This window comes from Flavobacterium sp. ASV13, assembly GCF_000745775.1.
Classification (GTDB): Bacteria; Bacteroidota; Bacteroidia; order Flavobacteriales; family Flavobacteriaceae; genus Flavobacterium.
The window spans coordinates 278,272-298,169 of the sequence record NZ_JQJY01000003.1 but is presented as its reverse complement, the minus strand read 5'-3'; the positions used below and the strand labels follow the sequence as shown (position 1 = coordinate 298,169).

General features: G+C 32.5%; 20 protein-coding genes. 11 read left to right on the top strand and 9 right to left on the bottom strand.

Translation table 11 applies throughout. The features are described from left to right. The first annotated feature begins 429 nt into the window (after positions 1-429). Entirely contained in the window at positions 430-810 is a 381-nt protein-coding gene (locus GQ47_RS08545; RefSeq protein ID WP_035647261.1) for a pyrophosphohydrolase domain-containing protein, read from the top strand. Between the two features lie 57 nt (positions 811-867). Here GQ47_RS08545 and GQ47_RS08540 read toward each other — a convergent pair whose 3' ends face one another. Then, complete coding sequence (locus tag GQ47_RS08540) at positions 868-1,938, bottom strand: branched-chain amino acid aminotransferase (RefSeq protein WP_035647259.1); 1,071 nt, start codon at positions 1,936-1,938, stop codon at positions 868-870. 310 nt (positions 1,939-2,248) lie between these two features. Between GQ47_RS08540 and mnmD the strand changes: the two genes are divergently transcribed. Then, entirely contained in the window at positions 2,249-2,914 is a 666-nt protein-coding gene (mnmD, locus tag GQ47_RS08535) for a tRNA (5-methylaminomethyl-2-thiouridine)(34)-methyltransferase MnmC2 (protein ID WP_035647256.1), read from the top strand. 166 nt (positions 2,915-3,080) lie between these two features. Continuing rightward, positions 3,081-3,278, top strand: coding sequence for a hypothetical protein (locus GQ47_RS08530; RefSeq protein ID WP_026730370.1), 198 nt, complete (start codon positions 3,081-3,083; stop codon positions 3,276-3,278). Between the two features lie 29 nt (positions 3,279-3,307). Here the strand turns inward: GQ47_RS08530 and GQ47_RS08525 are convergent, their stop codons facing one another. Further along, positions 3,308-4,252 (bottom strand): LysR substrate-binding domain-containing protein, encoded by a 945-nt coding sequence (locus GQ47_RS08525; RefSeq protein ID WP_035647253.1) that lies wholly within the window; start codon positions 4,250-4,252, stop codon positions 3,308-3,310. A 107-nt stretch (positions 4,253-4,359) separates the two neighbouring features. Between GQ47_RS08525 and GQ47_RS08520 the strand changes: the two genes are divergently transcribed. From GQ47_RS08520 to can, 4 genes are all read left to right on the top strand, one after another. After that, entirely contained in the window at positions 4,360-4,839 is a 480-nt protein-coding gene (locus GQ47_RS08520; RefSeq protein ID WP_035647250.1) for a Dps family protein, read from the top strand. 122 nt (positions 4,840-4,961) lie between these two features. Continuing rightward, positions 4,962-5,246: a hypothetical protein gene (locus GQ47_RS08515; protein ID WP_035647247.1), complete on the top strand. Its 285-nt coding sequence runs from the start codon at positions 4,962-4,964 to the stop codon at positions 5,244-5,246. Between the two features lie 80 nt (positions 5,247-5,326). Beyond that, positions 5,327-6,976: a SulP family inorganic anion transporter gene (locus tag GQ47_RS08510; protein ID WP_035647244.1), complete on the top strand. Its 1,650-nt coding sequence runs from the start codon at positions 5,327-5,329 to the stop codon at positions 6,974-6,976. A gap of 118 nt (positions 6,977-7,094) precedes the next feature. After that, entirely contained in the window at positions 7,095-7,730 is a 636-nt protein-coding gene (gene can, locus GQ47_RS08505; protein WP_035647242.1) for a carbonate dehydratase, read from the top strand. Positions 7,731-7,768: 38 nt separating this feature from the next. Here can and GQ47_RS08500 read toward each other — a convergent pair whose 3' ends face one another. Beyond that, positions 7,769-8,971, bottom strand: coding sequence for an LETM1-related biofilm-associated protein (locus GQ47_RS08500; RefSeq protein ID WP_035647237.1), 1,203 nt, complete (start codon positions 8,969-8,971; stop codon positions 7,769-7,771). A gap of 111 nt (positions 8,972-9,082) precedes the next feature. Further along, the gene (locus tag GQ47_RS08495) at positions 9,083-9,610 is read right to left on the bottom strand and encodes a superoxide dismutase family protein (RefSeq protein ID WP_035647234.1); all 528 of its coding nucleotides are present in this window, start codon (positions 9,608-9,610) and stop codon (positions 9,083-9,085) included. 213 nt (positions 9,611-9,823) lie between these two features. Between GQ47_RS08495 and GQ47_RS08490 the strand changes: the two genes are divergently transcribed. The 4 genes from GQ47_RS08490 (at position 9,824) to GQ47_RS08475 (ending at position 12,299) form a co-directional block, all read left to right on the top strand. Further along, positions 9,824-10,249 (top strand): META domain-containing protein, encoded by a 426-nt coding sequence (locus GQ47_RS08490; protein WP_035647231.1) that lies wholly within the window; start codon positions 9,824-9,826, stop codon positions 10,247-10,249. A gap of 33 nt (positions 10,250-10,282) precedes the next feature. Further along, positions 10,283-10,804, top strand: a complete 522-nt coding sequence (locus tag GQ47_RS08485) for a DUF4251 domain-containing protein (protein ID WP_035647229.1) — start codon at positions 10,283-10,285, stop codon at positions 10,802-10,804. Between the two features lie 35 nt (positions 10,805-10,839). Continuing rightward, the gene (locus GQ47_RS08480) at positions 10,840-11,730 is read left to right on the top strand and encodes a transporter (RefSeq protein WP_035647227.1); all 891 of its coding nucleotides are present in this window, start codon (positions 10,840-10,842) and stop codon (positions 11,728-11,730) included. Between the two features lie 83 nt (positions 11,731-11,813). After that, positions 11,814-12,299: a hypothetical protein gene (locus GQ47_RS08475; protein WP_035647225.1), complete on the top strand. Its 486-nt coding sequence runs from the start codon at positions 11,814-11,816 to the stop codon at positions 12,297-12,299. A 60-nt stretch (positions 12,300-12,359) separates the two neighbouring features. On the opposite strand, the gene GQ47_RS08470 is transcribed toward GQ47_RS08475, so the two are convergent. From GQ47_RS08470 to GQ47_RS08450, 5 genes are all read right to left on the bottom strand, one after another. After that, positions 12,360-14,867, bottom strand: a complete 2,508-nt coding sequence (locus GQ47_RS08470; RefSeq protein ID WP_035647223.1) for a mechanosensitive ion channel family protein — start codon at positions 14,865-14,867, stop codon at positions 12,360-12,362. A gap of 90 nt (positions 14,868-14,957) precedes the next feature. Next, the gene (locus GQ47_RS08465) at positions 14,958-16,049 is read right to left on the bottom strand and encodes a glycoside hydrolase family 18 protein (RefSeq protein ID WP_035647222.1); all 1,092 of its coding nucleotides are present in this window, start codon (positions 16,047-16,049) and stop codon (positions 14,958-14,960) included. 223 nt (positions 16,050-16,272) lie between these two features. After that, a complete protein-coding gene (locus tag GQ47_RS08460) occupies positions 16,273-18,078 on the bottom strand; it encodes an acyl-CoA dehydrogenase family protein (RefSeq protein ID WP_035647219.1) in 1,806 nt (601 codons plus the stop codon). 55 nt (positions 18,079-18,133) lie between these two features. Further along, positions 18,134-18,484 carry a four helix bundle protein gene (locus GQ47_RS08455; RefSeq protein WP_035647217.1) on the bottom strand — a complete coding sequence of 117 codons (351 nt, stop codon included), beginning with the start codon at positions 18,482-18,484 and terminating at the stop codon, positions 18,134-18,136. Positions 18,485-18,635: 151 nt separating this feature from the next. Next, the gene (locus GQ47_RS08450; RefSeq protein WP_035647215.1) at positions 18,636-19,817 is read right to left on the bottom strand and encodes a thiolase family protein; all 1,182 of its coding nucleotides are present in this window, start codon (positions 19,815-19,817) and stop codon (positions 18,636-18,638) included. Between the last annotated feature and the right edge of the window lie 81 nt (positions 19,818-19,898).

Genomic DNA, 19,898 nt, shown 5'->3' with positions numbered 1-19,898 from the left:
ATAAATTTTTATTACTAGTAGTACTAAAAATAGCACCACGATAAAAATACACTTTATAAATTATTTTGATCAAAAAATATTCAAATTAAACGATTTTGAAAGCGTTTAATTATAATTTTTGAAATTTATTTTATGAAAGTAAAAATCGGGATTCGTTATCTATCTTTTGAAAAAGATTTTGATCACAAATAAAAGAGCAATGAAGAGTAAAAATACAAGTAAAACTTTGTAATTTCCTTTGTAGAATATTTTATGAAGCGCAAGATCTTTTCGATAAGCAAAAATCATAACGATTACAAAAGCAATAAAAAAACAGACTCCGAATATTAATTGTCCCTGACTAAACATAGTTAAAATTATTTTTGGCAAATTTAGAGAATTGTACACGAATTGTTGCTAATTTGCCAATTCATTTAATCAATTAAAAACATGAAGAAACAACTGGACGCCGTAACGGAATTTCATACGGCTTTTAAAATAGGTCATAGTCAGACTCCAATTGCTGATTTGGGAGCAACTAAAAAACTGCTTCGTTATAATTTGATGAAAGAAGAAAACGAGGAATATCTTGAAGCTGTTCAAAATAATGATTTAGTCGAAATTGCTGACGCTCTTGGAGATATGATGTATATTTTGTGCGGAACAATAATTGAGCATGGATTGCAGGATAAAATTGAAGCCGTTTTTGATGAAATTCAGCGTAGTAATATGAGTAAATTAGGAGAAGACGGACAGCCAATTTACCGTGAAGACGGAAAAGTAATGAAAGGACCAAATTATTTTAAACCTGATTTTTCGAAACTTTTATAAAACTGAAAACCCGATAAATTTTTAAATCTATCGGGTTTTTCTTTTATTGATTTTGGTTTATTGTACTTTAACTGTCCATCCATAAGTATCTTCAGAAAGTTTGTTTTGAAGACTTGTTAATTTTTCTTTTAAGAATGAAGCGTATGAATTCTCGATCGGAGTCATTTCATAATATTCACCTTTATAAGAGAAACCTTTGATTACGCTGATAACCGCTGCAGTTCCAGCTCCAAATATTTCTTTTAAAGATCCGTTTTTAGCAGCTTCAACTAATTCTGAAACAATTACAGGGCGAACTTCAACATTTAATCCTTCTTTTTCTGCCATTGCAATCAAACTTTTTCTGGTAATACCATCTAAAATTCTTTCGCTTGTTGGAGCAGTTAGTAAAGTATCATTAATTCTAAAGAAAACGTTCATTGTTCCGGCTTCTTCAAGTTTAGTGTGCGTTGCATCGTCAGTCCAGATAACTTGCTGGAAACCGTCTTTGTTTGCCAAGTTAGTTGGGTAAAACTGCGCTGCGTAGTTTCCTGCAGCTTTTGCAGCTCCAATACCACCGTTTGCAGCTCTACTATAATGTTCTGCGATAATTACTTTTACTTCACCTCCATAGTATGATTTTGCAGGAGAAAGTAAAATCATAAATTTATATTCATCAGATGGATTTGCGATAACTCCAGGTCCTGTAGCAATCATAAAAGGACGAATGTACATACTAGCACCGTTTCCTCTCTGAATCCATTCCTGGTCGATTTTTAATAATTCATTTAAACCTTCCATAAAAATATCTTCCGGAACTTCTGGCATTGCCATACGAACAGCAGAACTGTTGAAACGTTTGTAGTTTTCATCAGGTCTAAACAACCAAACATCATTGCTTTCGTCTTTATAAGCTTTCATTCCTTCGAAAATCGCTTGTCCATAATGAAAGACTTTAGAAGAAGGATCCATCAAAATAGGAGCATAAGGCTTAATGACCGGAGTCTGCCATTGTCCATTTTTGTAATCACATTCAAATAAATGGTCTGTAAATACAGCACCAAAGCTTAAGTTTTCAAAGTCTACAGAACTTATCTTAGAAGAAGTAGCTTTTCTGATTTCAATTTTGCTTGTTTGAGTTGTACTCATAATTATGTAAAGTTTTATCGAATTGAATTCTTAACAGATGAAAATATAACGTAATGATCTGATGAAGAATAGGTTTTTGTTGAATGCAAAATTACGGAAAAATATGTAATTTACTTGGTAAAACTGCATTAATTCCTGCATTTGACTGAGATTTATTTATCTTATAATAAACCTAAAATTTTGGCTAAGTTTTATAAATTATTTATGAAAAAACTACAGTTTTTTAAGGCTTTACGCATTTGTTTTGATTAATTTTGATCAATAAAACGGACTGAAAATCAGTTAAAGTGCATTGTAAAATTCGAAAATTGTGAAAAGAGAAATAATTAAAACGCTAGATGGCTCAACGACAATTCATTTGGAAGAATGGAATGAAAGTTATCACTCAAAACATGGCGCTATACAGGAAGCGAAGCATGTTTTTATAAAAAATGGACTTTCATTATTTGAAGATAAACCAGTAACAATTTTAGAAATTGGTTTTGGAACTGGTCTTAATGCTTTTATTACTTTTTTAGAGTCAGAAAATAAACAGCAAACTATTGATTATGTTGGAGTAGAAGCATATCCGGTAAATGCGGAAGAAGTTTTGGCGATGAATTATGTTGCCGAATTAGAAGCGTTGGAATTTGACAACATTTTTGAGAAAATGCATAAAAGCGAATGGAATCAGAAAACCGAACTTAGCGAAAAATTCTCGTTAACCAAAAGGAAACAATTTTTTGATGAAATCGATGATTTAGAAATTTTTGATTTGATTTACTTTGATGCCTTCGGATATCGCGTTCAGCCGGAGCTTTGGAGTACTGAAATTTTTCAGAAAATGTACAATAGTTTAAAACCGAATGGCGTTTTAGTAACATATGCCGCCCGCGGAGTTGTTAAAAGAAGTATGATTTCTGTTGGATTTAGAGTCGAAAAATTAGCTGGTCCTCCGGGAAAACGAGAGATGTTTCGCGCCTTTAAAGACGCTTAAAACGAGTTGTTTAGAATGATTCTATATTGAAGTATATATTTTAAGAAAACGTATTCGTTGCTAAAGTTTTTAAAAAAAATAGTTAAAAAGAGTTGTTATAAAGGTTATTTGTTTAAATTTGGTGCGAGTTTAAAAAATTAGATAACCCCAAAAATCTTATTTTATTATGTCAAAAATGATGTTTGATTACACGAAATCAATACTTGAAAGAGTAAGTTTCGATCCGGTACTTTTCTGCAAAGAGTTAGAAAAAGCTATCAAAACACTGTTACCTTATGAAATGGAACAATTACAAGAATGGTTGTTAAGTTTTGTAATAGAAAAACCAGAATTAAAACAAAGTCTACTACTGATAAAAGTATAAAAAAAGGAGCCAAATTGGCTCCTTTTTTATTACGCTTTCTTTTGTAGCGGACTTATGATTTGAACATTCTGAAAAACAATTGCTCCTTTTACAACGCCGGCAATTGTAGATCTGATTGCGTCAATGATTTGCATTTTTAATTCGCTCTTTGGGTAAATCAAACTTACCTCTCGAGCAGGTTTTGGTTCCTTAAAGTTACGGAGTTTCAGTTTATCGGATTCTTTTAAGTCTAAGGTGTGCAAGTACGGAAGTAATGTTGTGCCCAAACCTTCGTCGGCCAATTTAATTAGCGTTTCAAAACTACCGCTTTGAATCTGGAAATTATTTTGATCGGCATCAGAAACGCTTTTGCAAAGATTTAAAATTCCGTCTCTAAAGCAATGTCCGTCTTGTAAAAGCAAAATTTCATTTAGATTTAAATCGGCAACTTCAATTTCTTGTTTTTCAAAAATTGCATGATGCTCTGGGATGTAGGCAACAAATGGCTCAAAATACAAAACGATTTCTTTGATTTTTTCATCTTCAAGCGGAGTTGCCGCAATCGCTGCATCCAAATGTCCGTTTTTTAATTTTAGGATAATTTCTTCCGTATTTAATTCCTCAATTAAGAGTTTAACTTTTGGATATTTTTTAATAAAATTATTCAAAAACATTGGCAAAAGCGTTGGCATGATCGTCGGAATAATTCCTAAACGAAATTCACCGCCAATAAAACCTTTTTGCTGTTCAACAATATCTTTGATTCGGTCAGCTTCGTTTACAATATTTTTGGCCTGGTTTACAATCTTCTGTCCAATATCGGTAAGCTGTATGGGTTTCTTGCTTCTGTCAAAAATTAAAATATTGAGTTCTTCTTCAATTTTCTGAATCTGCATGCTTAAAGTGGGCTGTGTTACAAAACACTTTTCAGCAGCCAGAGTGAAATTTTTATGTTCTGCAACAGCTAATACATATTGCAATTGAGTTATAGTCATATTGATAGTAATTTTTGATGCAAAAATAAGAAAATATAATTTTTATTTATATAATTTTCATGAAACTTACTTTAAATTTGTAGTAAATTAGTGTAAAAAATTAGATTATGAAAACAAATATTTTAGGATTACCAGTTAAAGAATCAGAATTGTTAGTAAAAGAACTGAATATTTTGCTATCCAATTTTCAAGTATATTATCAAAATCTAAGAGGAATTCACTGGAATATTCGCGGAAAGCGTTTCTTTGATCTTCATGTAAAATTTGAAGAGTTATATACAGATTCTCAGCTAAAAATAGATATGATAGCTGAAAGAGTTTTGACTATTGGCGGAACTCCTTTACATACTTTCGAAGATTATATCAAAAACAATAAATTGACAGTTGGAAAAAATATTTCAAATGATGAAAAAGCAGTTCAATTGATTGTTCATTCATTGTCTGATTTATTAAAAATAGAAAGAGAAATCTTAAATAAGTCTGGTGAAATTAATGATGAAGGAACAAATTCTATGATGAGTGACTTCATTGCAGAGCAAGAAAAAACAATCTGGATGATGAATGCATGGCTTGAAGAAACGATTTAAGTATTTGTATTTTAATTTATTAAAAGCAGAACGACATGAAAATTGTGTTCTGCTTTTTTGTTAATGTTAAATTTCTATAAAAAAAACTTTGATTTTATTTCTTTAACGCTATTTTTGCCTCAATGAAATTAGTCGCTCGCATATTATTATTCATATTTATTGCTTTCCTGGCAACGCCAACTGTGGTGACGCTATTAAAGAAAAGTAATGATACGTCTATGTTTTTCAGTTTTTCTGAAGAGGAGCACTCACACAAAGAACTTAAGGCTGCTGTTTATCCGGCAATACTTCAACATGAAGTTGTAATGCCAGTTTATATTGAAAAAAAGACAATAGCGTCTGAAAATATTGTAAAATTAGAGAATATCTCTCCGAGCATATTTGCTCCACCACCCAACTTGGCATAATACTTCCGATTATTTTGAACTGAACTGCATTTACATAAATGCGGTCAATCTTTAATGAATAATTTTTTTAGTATTGTGTTATGACAAAAAAAATCAATCTTTTTGCTAACCTAAAATCTGACTTTGCCTCAGGTTTGGTGGTTTTTTTGGTGGCTCTTCCATTGTGTTTAGGTATAGCAATGGCTTCTGGAGCGCCTTTATTTTCTGGAATTATAGCGGGTGTTATTGGTGGAATAGTAGTAGGTTACTTAAGCCAGTCACATATTAGCGTTTCAGGTCCGGCTGCTGGATTAACAGCAATTATTTTAACCGCTATTACTGATTTTGGTGCTTTTGATGTGTTTTTGCTGTCTGTTTTTATCGCAGGAATAATTCAATTAGCATTGGGATTTTTAAAAGCCGGAAGTATATCAAATTATTTTCCTACCAATGTAATTGAAGGAATGCTGGCAGGTATTGGTATTATTATCATTTTAAAACAGTTACCGCACGCATTTGGTTATGATGCTGATTTTGAAGGTGATCAGGCTTTTATTCAAAATGATGGAAGCAATTCGTTTTCGTTTTTGTTTAATGTCATTAATCATATTCAATTAGGAGCGGTAGTAATATCAGCGATTTCATTGGTTATACTTCTTGCTTGGGATAAAGTTCCATTTTTAAAGAACTTAAAATTAGTTCCAGGTGCATTGGTTGCAGTTGTTGCCGGAGTAGTGCTTAATGAAGTTTTTGTTTCTTCAGGAAGTTCATTGGCAATTGCAAAAGAGCATTTGGTTTCTTTACCTGTTCCAAAATCTTTTGATGATTTCAAATCTATTTTGATTCTTCCAAAATTCAGCGCAGTTACAAATCCTCAGGTTTGGGTTGTTGCTATCACAATTGCCATTGTAGCTTCTATTGAAACATTATTATGTATCGAGGCTTCTGACAGAATGGATGTTCAAAAGCGTTATACTGATACCAATGTTGAGCTTAGAGCACAAGGAATTGGTAATATGATAAGTTCGCTTTTGGGCGGTTTACCAATGACATCTGTAGTGGTTAGATCATCTGCAAATAATAATGCAGGTGCAAAATCAAAAATGTCATCAATTATTCATGGCGTGCTTTTACTGATAAGTGTTTTGTCGATTCCGGCAATTTTAAATAAGATTCCATTAGCAACTTTGGCTACAGTTTTAATTTTAGTAGGTTATAAATTAGCTAAACCAGCAACTTTCATGCATTTCTGGGAAAAGGGGAAATATCAATTTGTGCCTTTTATAGCAACTTTAGTCTTTGTTGTTGCTACAGATTTGCTGAAAGGGGTTGCGTTGGGAATTATCATCAGTATTATTTTTGTGCTGAGAGGTAACTTAAAAAGAGCTTATATTTTCAAAAAAGAAGAATATGAAGATGGTGACATCATTCATATTGACTTAGCTCAGGAGGTTTCATTTTTGAATAAAGCTGCGATTAAGCAAACTTTAAGTGAGATTCCGGAAAATTCTAAAGTAATAATCAATGCTCATGATACAGAGTATATTGCTCATGACGTTTTGGACTTGATTCGTGAGTTTAAAGAAACCCGAGCTATCGACGAAAATATCAAGGTGAAACTGAAAGGTTTTAAAGAAGCATACGAATTGGAGAATACACCAGAGAACAATAATCATGTTACAATTGAACATTATTATGACGTTGCTAAAAGAGCTTTGGTAAAAAAGGAAACTTCAAAAGAACAATTTTAACAAATAAACAATTAAAGTATTTTTAATGTTGTGGGAACCGTCAAAAATTAGGTAACTTTACATAAGTTCTTTTTTGGTGACTTAAACAATAGAAATACCATTCAAAAAATAAAAAAAAATGAAAGAGTTTTATAAGCAGTTATTAGAAAACAATAAAAAATGGGTTGAGACTTCATTAGCAAAAGATCCTAATTATTTTGCTGATCTGGCAAAAGGACAACAACCACCATTATTATGGATTGGATGTTCTGATAGCCGTGTTCCTGCAAACGAAATTGTTGGTGCAAAACCAGGAGAAGTTTTTGTACACAGAAATATTGCAAACATGGTTGTTCACTCTGATATGAACATGCTGAGCGTTTTGGATTACGCAGTAAATGTTTTAAAAATAAAGCATATTATTGTTTGTGGACATTATGGATGTGGTGGTGTAAAAGCTGCAATGGGAAATCAATCAGTTGGAATTATTGATAACTGGATTCGCCATATTAAAGATGAATACCGTTTGCATGATAAATACTTGAACTCAATCGAGGATGAAACAGAGCGTTTTAATGCTTTTGTTGAAATCAATGCTAAAGAACAAGTTTATAATTTAGCTAAAACTTCAATCGTTCAGGGAGCTTGGAAAAGCGGTCAGGATTTGATGCTTCACGGATGGGTTTACGGATTAAATTCTGGTTTTGTAACTGATTTGAATGTTACAATCAGTTCAAATGACGAGCTTGATTCAGTTTATCAGCTGGATTTATAATAGAAAATAAAAAATCGCCTCAAAAGGGCGATTTTTTTTTATTCGTTTTCGTCAAGATTTTCATTAAAAGCTGACGGAAGCATTGTTGGAATAAATTTGATTAAGATTGGCAATAACAAACTTCCTCCTGGAAGCAAAAAGATCGTCAATGACGGAATCGTTTTACAGATATCTAAAAGTTGTTTTTTGACTTTTTTCTTTTCTTTGGCATCCAGATCTCTAGTTGTAGAATAAGCCAAAAGAACCATTAACTCTTTACTCTGAACGATTTCTTTTACCAATCGGTTTTTGTTTCTTATAATCAATTTTACAACAGTGTGTGTCATTTGATCGTAAAAATGCTTTACCGGATTTGAATAATTGAAATACGGAATCTTCTTTTTATGAGTAGTAATAAATGTATTTGTTGTTGCAATACTATTTGTCACAAATTCATCTGAAGTATTCATCATCGAACCTAATGAATACAAGAAATAAGCCTCTTCATTTTCAACAACGCCATCGCTCCATAATGCCATTCCGGCCATATCGATTAAATAGTAATGTTCTAATGTATTGCTATAATAATCCAGAGACAATGTTTCTAACGTTTCAACAGTAACTTTCGAAAATTTAGAATAACGAATTGAAGCTTCAAAAAGTTTTATCAATAAATCGTCGTGTTGTGATTTGACCGTTTTTGTTTTTAACGCAAGTCCTACGATTCCTAAAACAGTTTCTTCAATACGTTTTAAATATTTGTCAGGAATAGCACCGTGTTCCAGATATTGTCTAAAGGCCAAAACATCAATAAATAACAAAGCATTTGTAACTAAATGCGAAAAGTTTTTACTGATAATACTGTCATTTGTCTGAACTCTTTGATCGATTATGTTTTCTAATGAAAGAGAAGGAGTATCTTTTGGAAGTAAAATTTTAAACAAGTTGAAGCCTTCCGGATTCATCTGATTGTAAAATTTTAATGCTTCTGAAATAAAGTTATTGGGTTCAGAGCTTCTTTTTTCCAAACAAAAAACATGATACAAGGTATTTAATAACGCAACTTTAGAAATTTCGGTCTTAAACCAGCCTTTTATCGGAATTGGAATTTGCGAATCTATAGAAATGATGTGTCCATAGATAAAGCCAGTTTCTCTTACTTTATAGTAAAACGAATCTGTAGTTTCAAAAGGAATTGCTTCTGAAAACTTTTGTTCACTAAAAAACTTATCTATCCAGCCTGGTGCCGATGCGTTAATCATTAACTTTAATTTGAGGCTACAAAGCTAATTGTTTTTTCTTGTTTTAGAATTCATTTTAAATGAAATAACCACTAGATTTTGTGAAAAAATAGTGGTTATTATGATTTTTTATTATTTGATGATTCCTGCACAGGCAACTCTACCACCTGCATTTCCAGTAGGTTGTGTTGTAAAGTCATCTGTTCCCTGATGCACGATCAAACCTTTTCCTAAAACATCTTTGTTTGCATCTCCACAGCCAACGCACCATTCGTCAGTAGTTAATGTAATAGTTCCGTTTCCTTTTGCATCGGCAGTAAAGTTCCCGATATCACCTTTATGATATTCGCCAACTCCCCATTTTCCGTGTTTTTTGAAAGTTGGATTCCAGTGTCCACCTGCAGAACTTCCGTCTGCTGCAGAACAATCTGATTTTTCATGAATGTGGATAGCATGAACTCCAGGTTGTAATCCGACAACTTTTGCAACAAAGGTTACTTTTCCGTTTTTTTCGGTAAAAGTTGCAGTACCGCTAACAGTACTGTTACTTTTTGGTTCCAAATTTACAGTCAGAGTTTTGGCATCATTTGATTTTGTATTAGTCTTACAGCCAATAATTAAGGCTGTAATTATAGCGAAAGAAACAAGTGCTTTTTTCATATGTGAGGCATTTAAATTAAAGATTAAGTAAATTTAACATAAAAAAGCCGATATAATTAACTCTAAAAGTTAAATAAATCTAAAACTATTAAGCGTAAATTAATGACACTTTGAGCTCAGAACAAAAAAATATTGCTTAAATTCGTATAGCTTTTTAACGAAAAATTTCCCAAATCGCGTTTTATAATTCATTAATTTTTAATGCTTAACGTTATGATGAAGAGTTTTTTTACCCTTGTTTTCTTTTCTGCAGTGCTAATTTCATGCAAATGCCAAAAAACGGATTCAGTTTCTAAATTAGATGGAAATTGGGAGCTAAATTATATTACCGGCCCAAGAATAGCTTTTGATGGTTTGTATCCCAATAAAAAACCAACAATCAATTTCAATACAAAGGAAAATCAGGTTTCAGGAAACAATAGCTGTAATTCATTTACCGGAAAACTTAACATTACAGGAAGTAAAATTGATTTTACCCAGCCAATGGCAGTTACGAAAATGATGTGTATGGACGGGCAAGGCGAACAGGTTTTTATGAGCACGCTTCAGAAAATAACTTCTTATGACGTTACCGATGACGGAAAAACTTTAAATTTTATTTCAGGCGATATTGCTATGATGCGATTTACCAAAAAATAAAAGCATTCTATTTTAACTCTTAAATTTTATTTTATGTCAGTTAAATTATCCATTTTATTAGTGTTCGTTAGCTTTTTTAGTTTTCCGGCATTTGCTCAGGAAAAAACTAAAAAAGAACTTAAAGCTGAACAAGAATTGAAAAAACAAAAAGAAATCGAAGCTTTAATAGATTCTAAAAATTTTGTTTTTGAAGCGCAAAAAGCTACGCCACAAGGCGGAAGACTTTTGAATCTTGATTACAATACCTATTTTCTAAAATTTAATGAAACTAATACGACTTGCGACCTTCCCTTTTTTGGACGAGCTTATAATGTAGCGTATGGAGGCGATGGCGGAATCAAATTTGAAGGTGTTCCTGAAAATATTAGAATTGAAAAAGCAAAGAAAAAATATACTGTAAGAGCGACAGTGAAAGGCAAAAATGATGTGTATGATCTTTTGTTGAATGTTTTTTTTAATGGAGGTGCTTCTCTGTCAGTAACCAGCAATAACAGAGCGCCAATTTCTTATGATGGTGAAGTAGAAGCACCTAAGACAAAAGAAGTTAAAAATTAATATGTTTAATTGTTTTATTGCCAATTCTTTTATTTATGCCAAAAAAATACTTCTGTGTGACTTTATTTTTGTTTTCGATTTTATGTTATGGACAGGACTTAGAGCCAAGAGCTTATGCCAATGTTCCCAAAAAACTAAATGTAGCGGCGTTCGGATATGTATTTATGGACGGAAATGTAGTAACTGAGCCGTCTCTGCCTATTTCTGATTTTAAAATTCAGAGTCATAATATTGCGGCGAGTTATATCAGGACTTTTGGTTTGGCAAATAAACTGGCACGAATACAGGTTTCCCTCCCGTTTACTTTTATGGATGGTTCTGCATTAGTAGCGGGTGATTTAGTGACAGGTTCAAGAACTGGTTTTGCCGACACAAAAGTGCGCTTTGGTGTTAACTTGCTAGGTTCTCCTGCTCTTGATAAAAGTGAGTTTAGGGCTTTTCAGCAAAAAACAATTTTAGGGGTGAGTCTGGTAACTTCAATTCCGACAGGAAGATATTATGACGATAAGAGAGTTAATATCGGTACAAACCGATGGGGAATAAAACCTGAAATTGGTATTTCAAAACGGTTCGCTCATGTATATGCAGAGGCTTATGGAGGCGTTTGGTTTTATACCGACAATAATGATTTTTTAGGAAAAAAAATGGAGCAAAAACCAACTTATAGTTTACAGGCACATGCTAGTTATTATTTTAAAAATCAGATGTGGGTTGGTTTTAATACGACTTGGTTCTTTGGCGGAAAAACAATAATCGATGGAGTTCCTGAAGCCAGCCAAATTGATAACTGGAGAGTAGGAGGTACATTTTCGACACCTATAGCAAAAGGACAATCTATTAGGTTTCAATATCATGTTGGGGCTTTTACCAATAATGGTTTGGATTATTATGCTTTATCAGCCGTCTATCAGTATTCTTTTTTCTAAAATAGAAATTAAATGTAAAAATATTTAAAATCAGTATATTTAATAGTGCATAATTATTTAAGAACAAATTAAAAATCAAAACTATGAAAAAGTTAAGTCTTATTTTTATTATGGCAATTGCCACGTTTTCAGTTAATGCGCAATCTTCCTTCAAAGAAGATGTGGAAGTTTTACAAAGTGTGTACGGAAAATCGAAAAGTGATTTGGTGAAACAATACATGAATTTATCTGATGAACAGTCAGTTGCTTTTACGAAAGTTTACGACAATTACGAAACACAACGCAAAGCTTTAGGACAGAATAAATTTCAGCTTATCAATGATTATGCAGCTAATTATGCAACTTTAACTGATGCCAAAGCAGATGAATTGGCAAAAGGGACATTGAAAAATCATATTGCATACGAAAAACTATATGAGAAAACCTATGGTCAGGCTAAAAAAGCAATTGGTGCTATAAATGCAGCGAAATTTATTCAGCTTGAGGTTTATCTTCAAACGATTATAAGAAGTGAGATTTTAGAAGCAATTCCGTTTATTGGAGAATTAGATAAGACAAAAGTTCAGTAAACTTTTTTATAATTTATAAAATAGAAAAACGGCAACAGTTAATAAACGGTTGCCGTTTTTTTATTCTTTTTCGGATTCTTTATTCTCTTTTTTTATAATGTGAATATCCTGTTGCGGAAAAGGAATTTCAATATTGTTTTCCCTAAAGTTTTTATCGATAGAAATAATCAAATCGCTCTTTACATCATTTGCGAAGTTGATATGACTTACCCAAAACTTGATCACAATGTCAATTGCACTTGTATTAAAATCTTTAAACCAAATTATTGGTGCAGGATTTTCTAATACTAAATCATGACTTTTTAGGATCTCTTCTAATATTGTTTTTGCTTCTTCCAGATTTGTTCCGTATGCAACACCAATCGTAATATCAGTTCTTTTTTTATTATTTGATAAGGTCCAGTTTGTTAAATGTTGGTTTAATAAATCGCCATTCGGAATAATTACATCGGCACCATCAAAAGTAGCCACAACGCTGCTCCGAATTCCGATAGATTTCATTGTTACGGTTTGTCCTCCAATTTCAATTGTATCATTTATATTTACAGGTTTTTCAAAAGCAATAATAAGTCCGCTTACCAAATTGTTGACTAAAGTCTGGAGTCCAAATCCAATTCCAACTCCTAAGGCACTAATAATGATAGTCAAACGATCAACAGGAATTCCCGAAGATATAAATGCTAAGCTGATGCCAATACTGAAAATTGCAATTTGAATAAGAAGAATCCAGCTTCCAAACCGATTTTTTCGATTAGTACTAAATGAATTTGAAGAACTGCTCGTTAAAAAGGAAACAATTTTAGCAATAAGCACAGAAGTTGTAATAATGAAAAAGAAAACGATTATACTCTGATACGAGTAATTAATGTCTCCGATCGTTCTTGGTTCGTTAAAAAAACTAATAATTGGATCCAGGATTGCATGAAAAAAGTAAGAGTTTTTTACAATTGAAATGAACCAGCCAATTATAAATAAAGTATTGATTAAAGGGCTGTAATGAATGGTTTCAAGTTCGTTTGCTTCCAATGTTTTTCCTTCATTTGTCTCCTTCAAAAAATTAGAATACTTAATAATGTCAAGAATTAAACGATAGGTATTCGTAAAGAGATAGTACATTAGAATCGTAATAATTCCGTTGATCATTAATAATTTCCCCAAATTATAATTGCTGTCAAATAGAATGAAAAATATAGAGCCTAATTCGCAAATAATCATAACAATAAGGCTGTACTTGAAAAAAGGATTTAGAATTTCTTTATTCTTTTTTAGATTGTAAGTGCTGAATAGTGCAGAAGCAGCTGCAATAAACAGAATGAAATAAACTTCAGTTACAGAGTGAATTAAAATATTGTTGTCGTATAAACCAAGAAGAATTAGAAGAACATAAATTTTCCAAACAAATTTTTCTTTTTTGCAAAAATGTTCTCTGTTTACCACGGTTAGTGCGATAGCCGAAATTAGCCAAATTATTGATGTAAAGGCAAATGGCGGAAAAATAAATAGAAAATTAAATACGGTAAACGAAACTAATATAGCACAGCTGACGGGATGTACGAAAATTTGTTTTGATAAATTTATAGTATCATATAAACCTTCTTTTATATATTTATTTTTTAAAAACAGTAAATAGATTATTAAACAGAAAGTTGCCAAAAGCATTAAAATAATTGCATTAAAATGGTTTGTAATGAAAAACAACAGAATGATTAATACCTTGGTCAATGAATAAAAGAAGGCTCCGATAAAAGAATTATTGCCTTCATTTGTATTAAAAATTTCTCCATCAGAATTCAACAGGTTTTGGAATTCATTTTTTCTGATATTATCTGTTTCTATAATATCATTTTGAAGGTCATATTTAAATCGGCTTCCAATAATTTGAAGTTTACTGATGCTGTCTAATGCGTCCTTAAATCGTTTGTTGAGTTGTCCAACATCCGAATTCATCTGTGAATATCTTTCATAATACAATGTTTTTCTAAGGGAATCTTTTGGAAGCGTAAAAAGAGATTTTTTTATGTTTAAAGAGTCAATTATACTTTGCATTTCACTCAATTCTAATCTATTCTTATTGATTTTTGCAAGCTGAATTTCTACTCTTGTCTGAAGTTCTTTCAGCATTATTGATGTAACGGTAATGTTTCTAAGTGTCTGAAAATCATTTTTGTTTTTGATAATACCATCAATTGCTGTTTTTTTGAGCTTAATGACATAATCTAATTCTGAAGTAAAACCTTTATAATCAATTCCGGTTTTTAAGGTAAGATCTGCTTTTTGGATGTTTTTAGAAATGGCATCAAATAATTCTGCGCGCTCTCTGCTTATTTGATTTTCCTTGAAAAGTGTATTGCTTTTTTCTTCATCTAGTTTTAATAAGTTTTCAATTTTATTGTATTTGGAATTTTTATCTTCTGATTTTGCAGAATCAGCAGATGTTTGATTTTGAGAATACGATACATAAAATTGAAAAAGAAAGAAAAATAGAGTCGTAAATGTTTTTGAAATTAAGAACTGTCGTTTTTCAATTTTATAAATAAGACTATTTGCTATAATAGTATAAAATTTCATAACAGTTTGTTTTTGAGAGTTATATCAAAAATACTACAAAAAAAAATAACCTGAAAAAATCTTTTTTCAGGTTACTCTTTTATGATTTAATTATTTGCTTTTAACTTCATAAATGGCATTTACCATTCCGTCACGGGTTTTGTCCAGAGGAAGTTCCCAAAACATAATTCCGCCTAATTTTTTAGTTTTTACATATTCCGTTTTAGCTTTTATTGAAGCTAAATCATCTCCGGTTGCAAAAACTTTTTCTTTTTCATTATACCAATATGGCGCTTTTGCTTTATCATCCCAAAAATATTTCCAGCCATTTGCTTCAGTATAGAAAGTTGAGGAATTTTTAAATTGAACTCCTTCGGTATGTTCACCAGATTGATACAAGCCATTATTTACGTTTTCTACATTTTTCCAAGTTCTGGTATAAAATGCGCCTCCAATAATTAATTTTTCAGCAGGAATTCCTTGATTTAATAAATAAGTAACTGCTCTGTCCGTAGATTCTTCTTTTGGATTTGTGCTATACAGAGGTGTGTGATGTCCAGTAACTTTAGAATAGCCATTTACTAAATCATAACTCATAATATTAATGCGATTTACTAATGGAGTTACGGCTTTCCAATCAATAGATTCATCTAAGTATTTTTGAAAACCGCCTGCAGCAAAACTCAATTCATATTTTTTTCCTAAAGTAGAACGAAGAATTTTAAGTAATTCAGTAAAATTTGGTTTGTCTACTGCTTGATACAAATGTCCCGGAAGTCCTTCTATTGCTGGATATTCCCAGTCTAAATCTAATCCGTCAACTTTAAAATAATCGCTAACTTCTTTTACTGATTTTGCAAATTTTAATCTCCCTTCAGCTGTAGAAAAAGCAGCAGAACAAGGCTCACAACCGCCCCAGCCACCAAGTGAAAGAATAATTTTTAGTTGTGGATTTTTTGCTTTAAGCGTAACCAAATGTTTGATTGTAATAGAATCTTTAGGAGAATCGACGCTCAATTTTCCATCTTTTAAATGACAGAAACTAAAGATAATCTGATTTAGTTTATTGACTTCGTATTCGTCAATTAATTTGGAATCGCCTGTATAATAAGCGATAATGTCCAATTTTTTATTTTTCTGAGCAAAAGTTGAAATAGAAAAAACGCAGAGAAATAAAAATGCAATTAGGTTAATTTGTTTCATTTTTTATTTTTTGAAGTTTTAGAATGTTAAATATAAAGCAATACATTCAATATTTAATCATTTTATAGGTCTGCAAAAGTTGATTTTAACGAATATTTTGCAAATAGTTGCAAAAATATTGCGACGCAATTTGTCTTTTGCAACTGTTATAAAAAAATTAAACCCGCACAGTTTCGGACTTGTGCGGGTTTAAACAAATTAAAAGCTAAAAACTATTTTTACATTAGAAGCAGTAAGTATCTTCTGCTACTAATTTTGCTGCGATTTTTTCTCTTAACGCTACAACATTTGGTAAGTTAGTGTATTTTGTAAAACGTTTTAATCCCATTAACATCATACGTTGTTCGTCACCTTCAGAGAAAGAAGCAATTCCTTCTTTTCCTCTTAAGTTTACGATATCTACCGCTTTGTATAAGTATAATTTTGCCATAGCAATTTGCTCCTGAACTTTATCTTCGCCTTGAGTTTTTGCTAATTTTTCAGTTCTCAAGATTGTGCTTTCAGCCATATAGATTTCGATTAAGATATCAGAAGCAGCCATCAATAATTGTTGGTGAGCATCTAATTCAGGACCATATTTTTGAACAGCGCTACCAGCAACCATCAAGAATACTTTTTTCAGGTTAGCAACGATTACTTTTTCTTCAGCAAATAATTCAGAGAAATCTGGAGTATCAAAAGATGGAATTCCCATTAATTCTTCCTGAACTTTCATTGCTGGTCCAAGTAAATCAACGTGACCTTTCATTGCTTTTTTGATCAACATACCTACAGAAAGCATTCTGTTGATTTCGTTCGTTCCTTCGTAGATACGAGCGATACGCGCATCTCTCCAAGCACTTTCCATTGGAGTATCTTCAGAGAATCCCATTCCACCAAAAATTTGGATACCTTCATCAGAACAAGATTGAACGTCTTCAGAAACTGCTACTTTCAAGATAGAACACTCAATAGCATATTCTTCAACACCTTTCAATTCTGCTTCTTGATGGCTTGTTCCTTCAGCTTCACGAGCAGCGATTCTGTCTTCGATGTCTTTTGCAGCACGGTAAGAAGCACTTTCTCCAGCGTAAGCGTTAGTTGCCATTTCAGCTAATTTAGAACGGATAGCCCCAAAAGATGAAATAGAAGTATTGAACTGAATTCTTTCGTTAGCATATTTAACAGCTCCAGAAGTAACTCTTCTTTGAGCATCTAAACATGCAGCAGCCAATTTAATACGACCAACGTTTAAAGCGTTCATTGCGATTTTGAAACCGTTTCCTCTTTCAGACAACATGTTTTCAACAGGAACTTTTGTGTCGTTGAAGAAAACCTGACGAGTAGAAGAAGCACGGATTCCTAATTTATGCTCTTCCTCATTCATAGAAATTCCGTTTGAAGGATCGTTTTCTACGATGAAACCTGTAATGTTTTTATCATCTCCAATACGAGCAAAAACGATGAAAACGCTGCAGAAACCTGCATTCGAAATCCACATTTTTTGTCCTGTAATTAAATAATGAGTTCCGTCTTCAGATAAAACAGCTTTTGTTTTTCCTGAGTTAGCATCAGATCCTGCGCCTGGCTCAGTTAAACAATAAGCTCCAAACCATTCTCCAGAAGCCAATTTCGGAACGTATTTTTTCTTTTGTTCTTCAGATCCGTAAAGTGTAATTGGCATAGTTCCAATTCCTGTATGCGCACCAAAAGCAGTTGAGAAAGAGCCAGTTGCTCCAGAAATGTAGTCACAAACTAACATTGTAGAAACAAATCCCATTCCTAATCCGCCGTATTCTTCTGGAACTGCAACTCCAAGAAGTCCAAGTTCACCTGCTTTACGCATAGATGATTCTGTATAAGCGTAATCTTTTTTCTCAAAACGATCTTTGTGCGCCCATAATTCTTTGTCAACGAACTCTTTTACAGAGTCACGCATCATTAACTGCTCTTCAGAGAAATCTTCTGGTGTAAAGATATCTTCGCATTTTGTTTCTTTAACTAAAAACTGACCACCACGAGTCACGTTTTTTTCGATTGTATCTGCCATTTTGTTTTTGTTTTTTATGAAAGAAAATAGAAAATAGAGTATAGAAAATAGACTTTTACTTTAGCCCGTTTTGGAAACTCATTGTCATTCTTTGGAATTCTTCTATTTTAATTTCTAATTGGTTAAATTGTATCTCGTTTATATATTTTCTATGTTTAGCAATCAATAATTGTGTAACTAGTTCAAATGAAGAACCAAGAGAAATGTCTATAAAATGACTAAAAGACTTATCGGTTCTTGAAGATCCTTCCGCAATATTACTAGGCATCGAAACTGAACATCTGCTTATTTGAGAGCTCAAATCGTATCGTTCGTGTTTAGGAAATTCTATTAATACATCTGAAATTTCATTAGCAATTGAAATTCCGATCTTCCAAATCTTTAAGTTCTTATAATTATGTCTCATATTTTTTTGAGTCAATTTAAGAAATTAAAATAAAAAAGTAGGATTATTACTATTTTATTTGTTTTTAGAACATTTTATTATTCTAAAAAAGTATATCTCTTTATTCTCAAAGAAAACATCTATTCTCTATATTCTATGTTCTATTCTCTTTTTAAAGAACCTCGTAAATACCAGCACTTCCTTGTCCAGTTCCCACACACATCGAAACGATTCCGTATTTGTTACCTCTGCGTTTCATTTCGTCGAATAACTGAACAGAAAGTTTAGCACCTGTACAACCCAGAGGGTGTCCTAAAGAGATAGCTCCACCGTTTACGTTTACGATTTCCGGATTAATGTTTAACTCACGAGTAACTGCTAAAGCCTGTGAAGCAAAAGCCTCGTTTAATTCGATTAATTCGATATCGTTTAATGTTAATCCCGCTTGTTTCAAAGCTTTCGGAATTGCTTTTACAGGACCAATACCCATGATTCTTGGCTCAACACCGGAAGAAGCAAAGTTTACTAAACGTGCGATTGGCTCAAGGTTTAATTCTTTTACCATTTCTTCGCTCATGATTAAAACGAATGCAGCACCGTCACTCATTTGAGAAGAGTTACCAGCAGTTACACTTCCGTCAGCAGCGAAAACTGGTTTTAAACCTGCTAAAGCTTCTTTAGAAGTTCCAGCTCTTGGACCTTCGTCTTTATTTACAACGTATGATTTAGTTTCTTTTTTACCATTTTCATTGATGAAAGTCTGCTCAACAGTAATTGGAACGATTTGTTTGTCAAATTTTCCTTCTGCTTGCGCTTTCAACGCTTTCATATGAGAGTTATAAGCAAACTCATCCTGATCTTCTCTTGAGATTTTGTATTGGTTAGCCACCGCTTCAGCAGTTAAACCCATTCCCCAATAGTAATCTTCGTGACCTGCAGCGGCAACTTTATAATCCGGAGTTGGTTTGTAACCTCCCATCGGAATAAAACTCATACTTTCTGCACCACCAGCGATGATACAATCTGCCATTCCTGATTGGATTTTAGCAGTCGCCATTCCGATAGTTTCTAATCCAGATGCGCAGTAACGGTTAACCGTAACTCCAGGAACATCTTCCACTTTTAGTCCCATTAAAGAGATCAAACGTCCAACGTTTAAACCTTGTTCTGCTTCCGGCATGGCATTTCCTACCATAACGTCGTCGATGCGTTTTTTATCAAAATCAGGCAGTTCATCCATCATAAATTGGATCGTTTCTGCAGCTAATTCATCAGGTCTTTTAAATCTAAAAACACCTTTTGGAGCTTTTCCAACTGCTGTTCTATATGCTTTTACTATATATGCTGTTTTCATTTGTTTTTGTTTTTTAAGAGTATAGAAGATAGAGTATAGAAAATAGACTTTACAAAGTCTTAAATCTATATTCTATTCTCT

Excerpts from the sequence above, each read along its gene's own strand:
- GQ47_RS08545 (WP_035647261.1), top strand. The coding sequence starts at position 430 with ATGAAGAAACAACTGGACGCCGTAACGGAATTTCATACGGCTTTTAAA.
- GQ47_RS08540 (WP_035647259.1), bottom strand. The coding sequence starts at position 1,938 with ATGAGTACAACTCAAACAAGCAAAATTGAAATCAGAAAAGCTACTTCT.
- GQ47_RS08530 (WP_026730370.1), top strand. The coding sequence starts at position 3,081 with ATGTCAAAAATGATGTTTGATTACACGAAATCAATACTTGAAAGAGTA.
- GQ47_RS08525 (WP_035647253.1), bottom strand. The coding sequence starts at position 4,252 with ATGACTATAACTCAATTGCAATATGTATTAGCTGTTGCAGAACATAAA.
- GQ47_RS08520 (WP_035647250.1), top strand. The coding sequence starts at position 4,360 with ATGAAAACAAATATTTTAGGATTACCAGTTAAAGAATCAGAATTGTTA.
- GQ47_RS08515 (WP_035647247.1), top strand. The coding sequence starts at position 4,962 with ATGAAATTAGTCGCTCGCATATTATTATTCATATTTATTGCTTTCCTG.
- GQ47_RS08510 (WP_035647244.1), top strand. The coding sequence starts at position 5,327 with ATGACAAAAAAAATCAATCTTTTTGCTAACCTAAAATCTGACTTTGCC.
- can (WP_035647242.1), top strand. The coding sequence starts at position 7,095 with ATGAAAGAGTTTTATAAGCAGTTATTAGAAAACAATAAAAAATGGGTT.
- GQ47_RS08500 (WP_035647237.1), bottom strand. The coding sequence starts at position 8,971 with ATGATTAACGCATCGGCACCAGGCTGGATAGATAAGTTTTTTAGTGAA.
- GQ47_RS08495 (WP_035647234.1), bottom strand. The coding sequence starts at position 9,610 with ATGAAAAAAGCACTTGTTTCTTTCGCTATAATTACAGCCTTAATTATT.
- GQ47_RS08490 (WP_035647231.1), top strand. The coding sequence starts at position 9,824 with ATGATGAAGAGTTTTTTTACCCTTGTTTTCTTTTCTGCAGTGCTAATT.
- GQ47_RS08485 (WP_035647229.1), top strand. The coding sequence starts at position 10,283 with ATGTCAGTTAAATTATCCATTTTATTAGTGTTCGTTAGCTTTTTTAGT.
- GQ47_RS08480 (WP_035647227.1), top strand. The coding sequence starts at position 10,840 with ATGCCAAAAAAATACTTCTGTGTGACTTTATTTTTGTTTTCGATTTTA.
- GQ47_RS08475 (WP_035647225.1), top strand. The coding sequence starts at position 11,814 with ATGAAAAAGTTAAGTCTTATTTTTATTATGGCAATTGCCACGTTTTCA.
- GQ47_RS08470 (WP_035647223.1), bottom strand. The coding sequence starts at position 14,867 with ATGAAATTTTATACTATTATAGCAAATAGTCTTATTTATAAAATTGAA.
- GQ47_RS08465 (WP_035647222.1), bottom strand. The coding sequence starts at position 16,049 with ATGAAACAAATTAACCTAATTGCATTTTTATTTCTCTGCGTTTTTTCT.
- GQ47_RS08460 (WP_035647219.1), bottom strand. The coding sequence starts at position 18,078 with ATGGCAGATACAATCGAAAAAAACGTGACTCGTGGTGGTCAGTTTTTA.
- GQ47_RS08455 (WP_035647217.1), bottom strand. The coding sequence starts at position 18,484 with ATGAGACATAATTATAAGAACTTAAAGATTTGGAAGATCGGAATTTCA.
- GQ47_RS08450 (WP_035647215.1), bottom strand. The coding sequence starts at position 19,817 with ATGAAAACAGCATATATAGTAAAAGCATATAGAACAGCAGTTGGAAAA.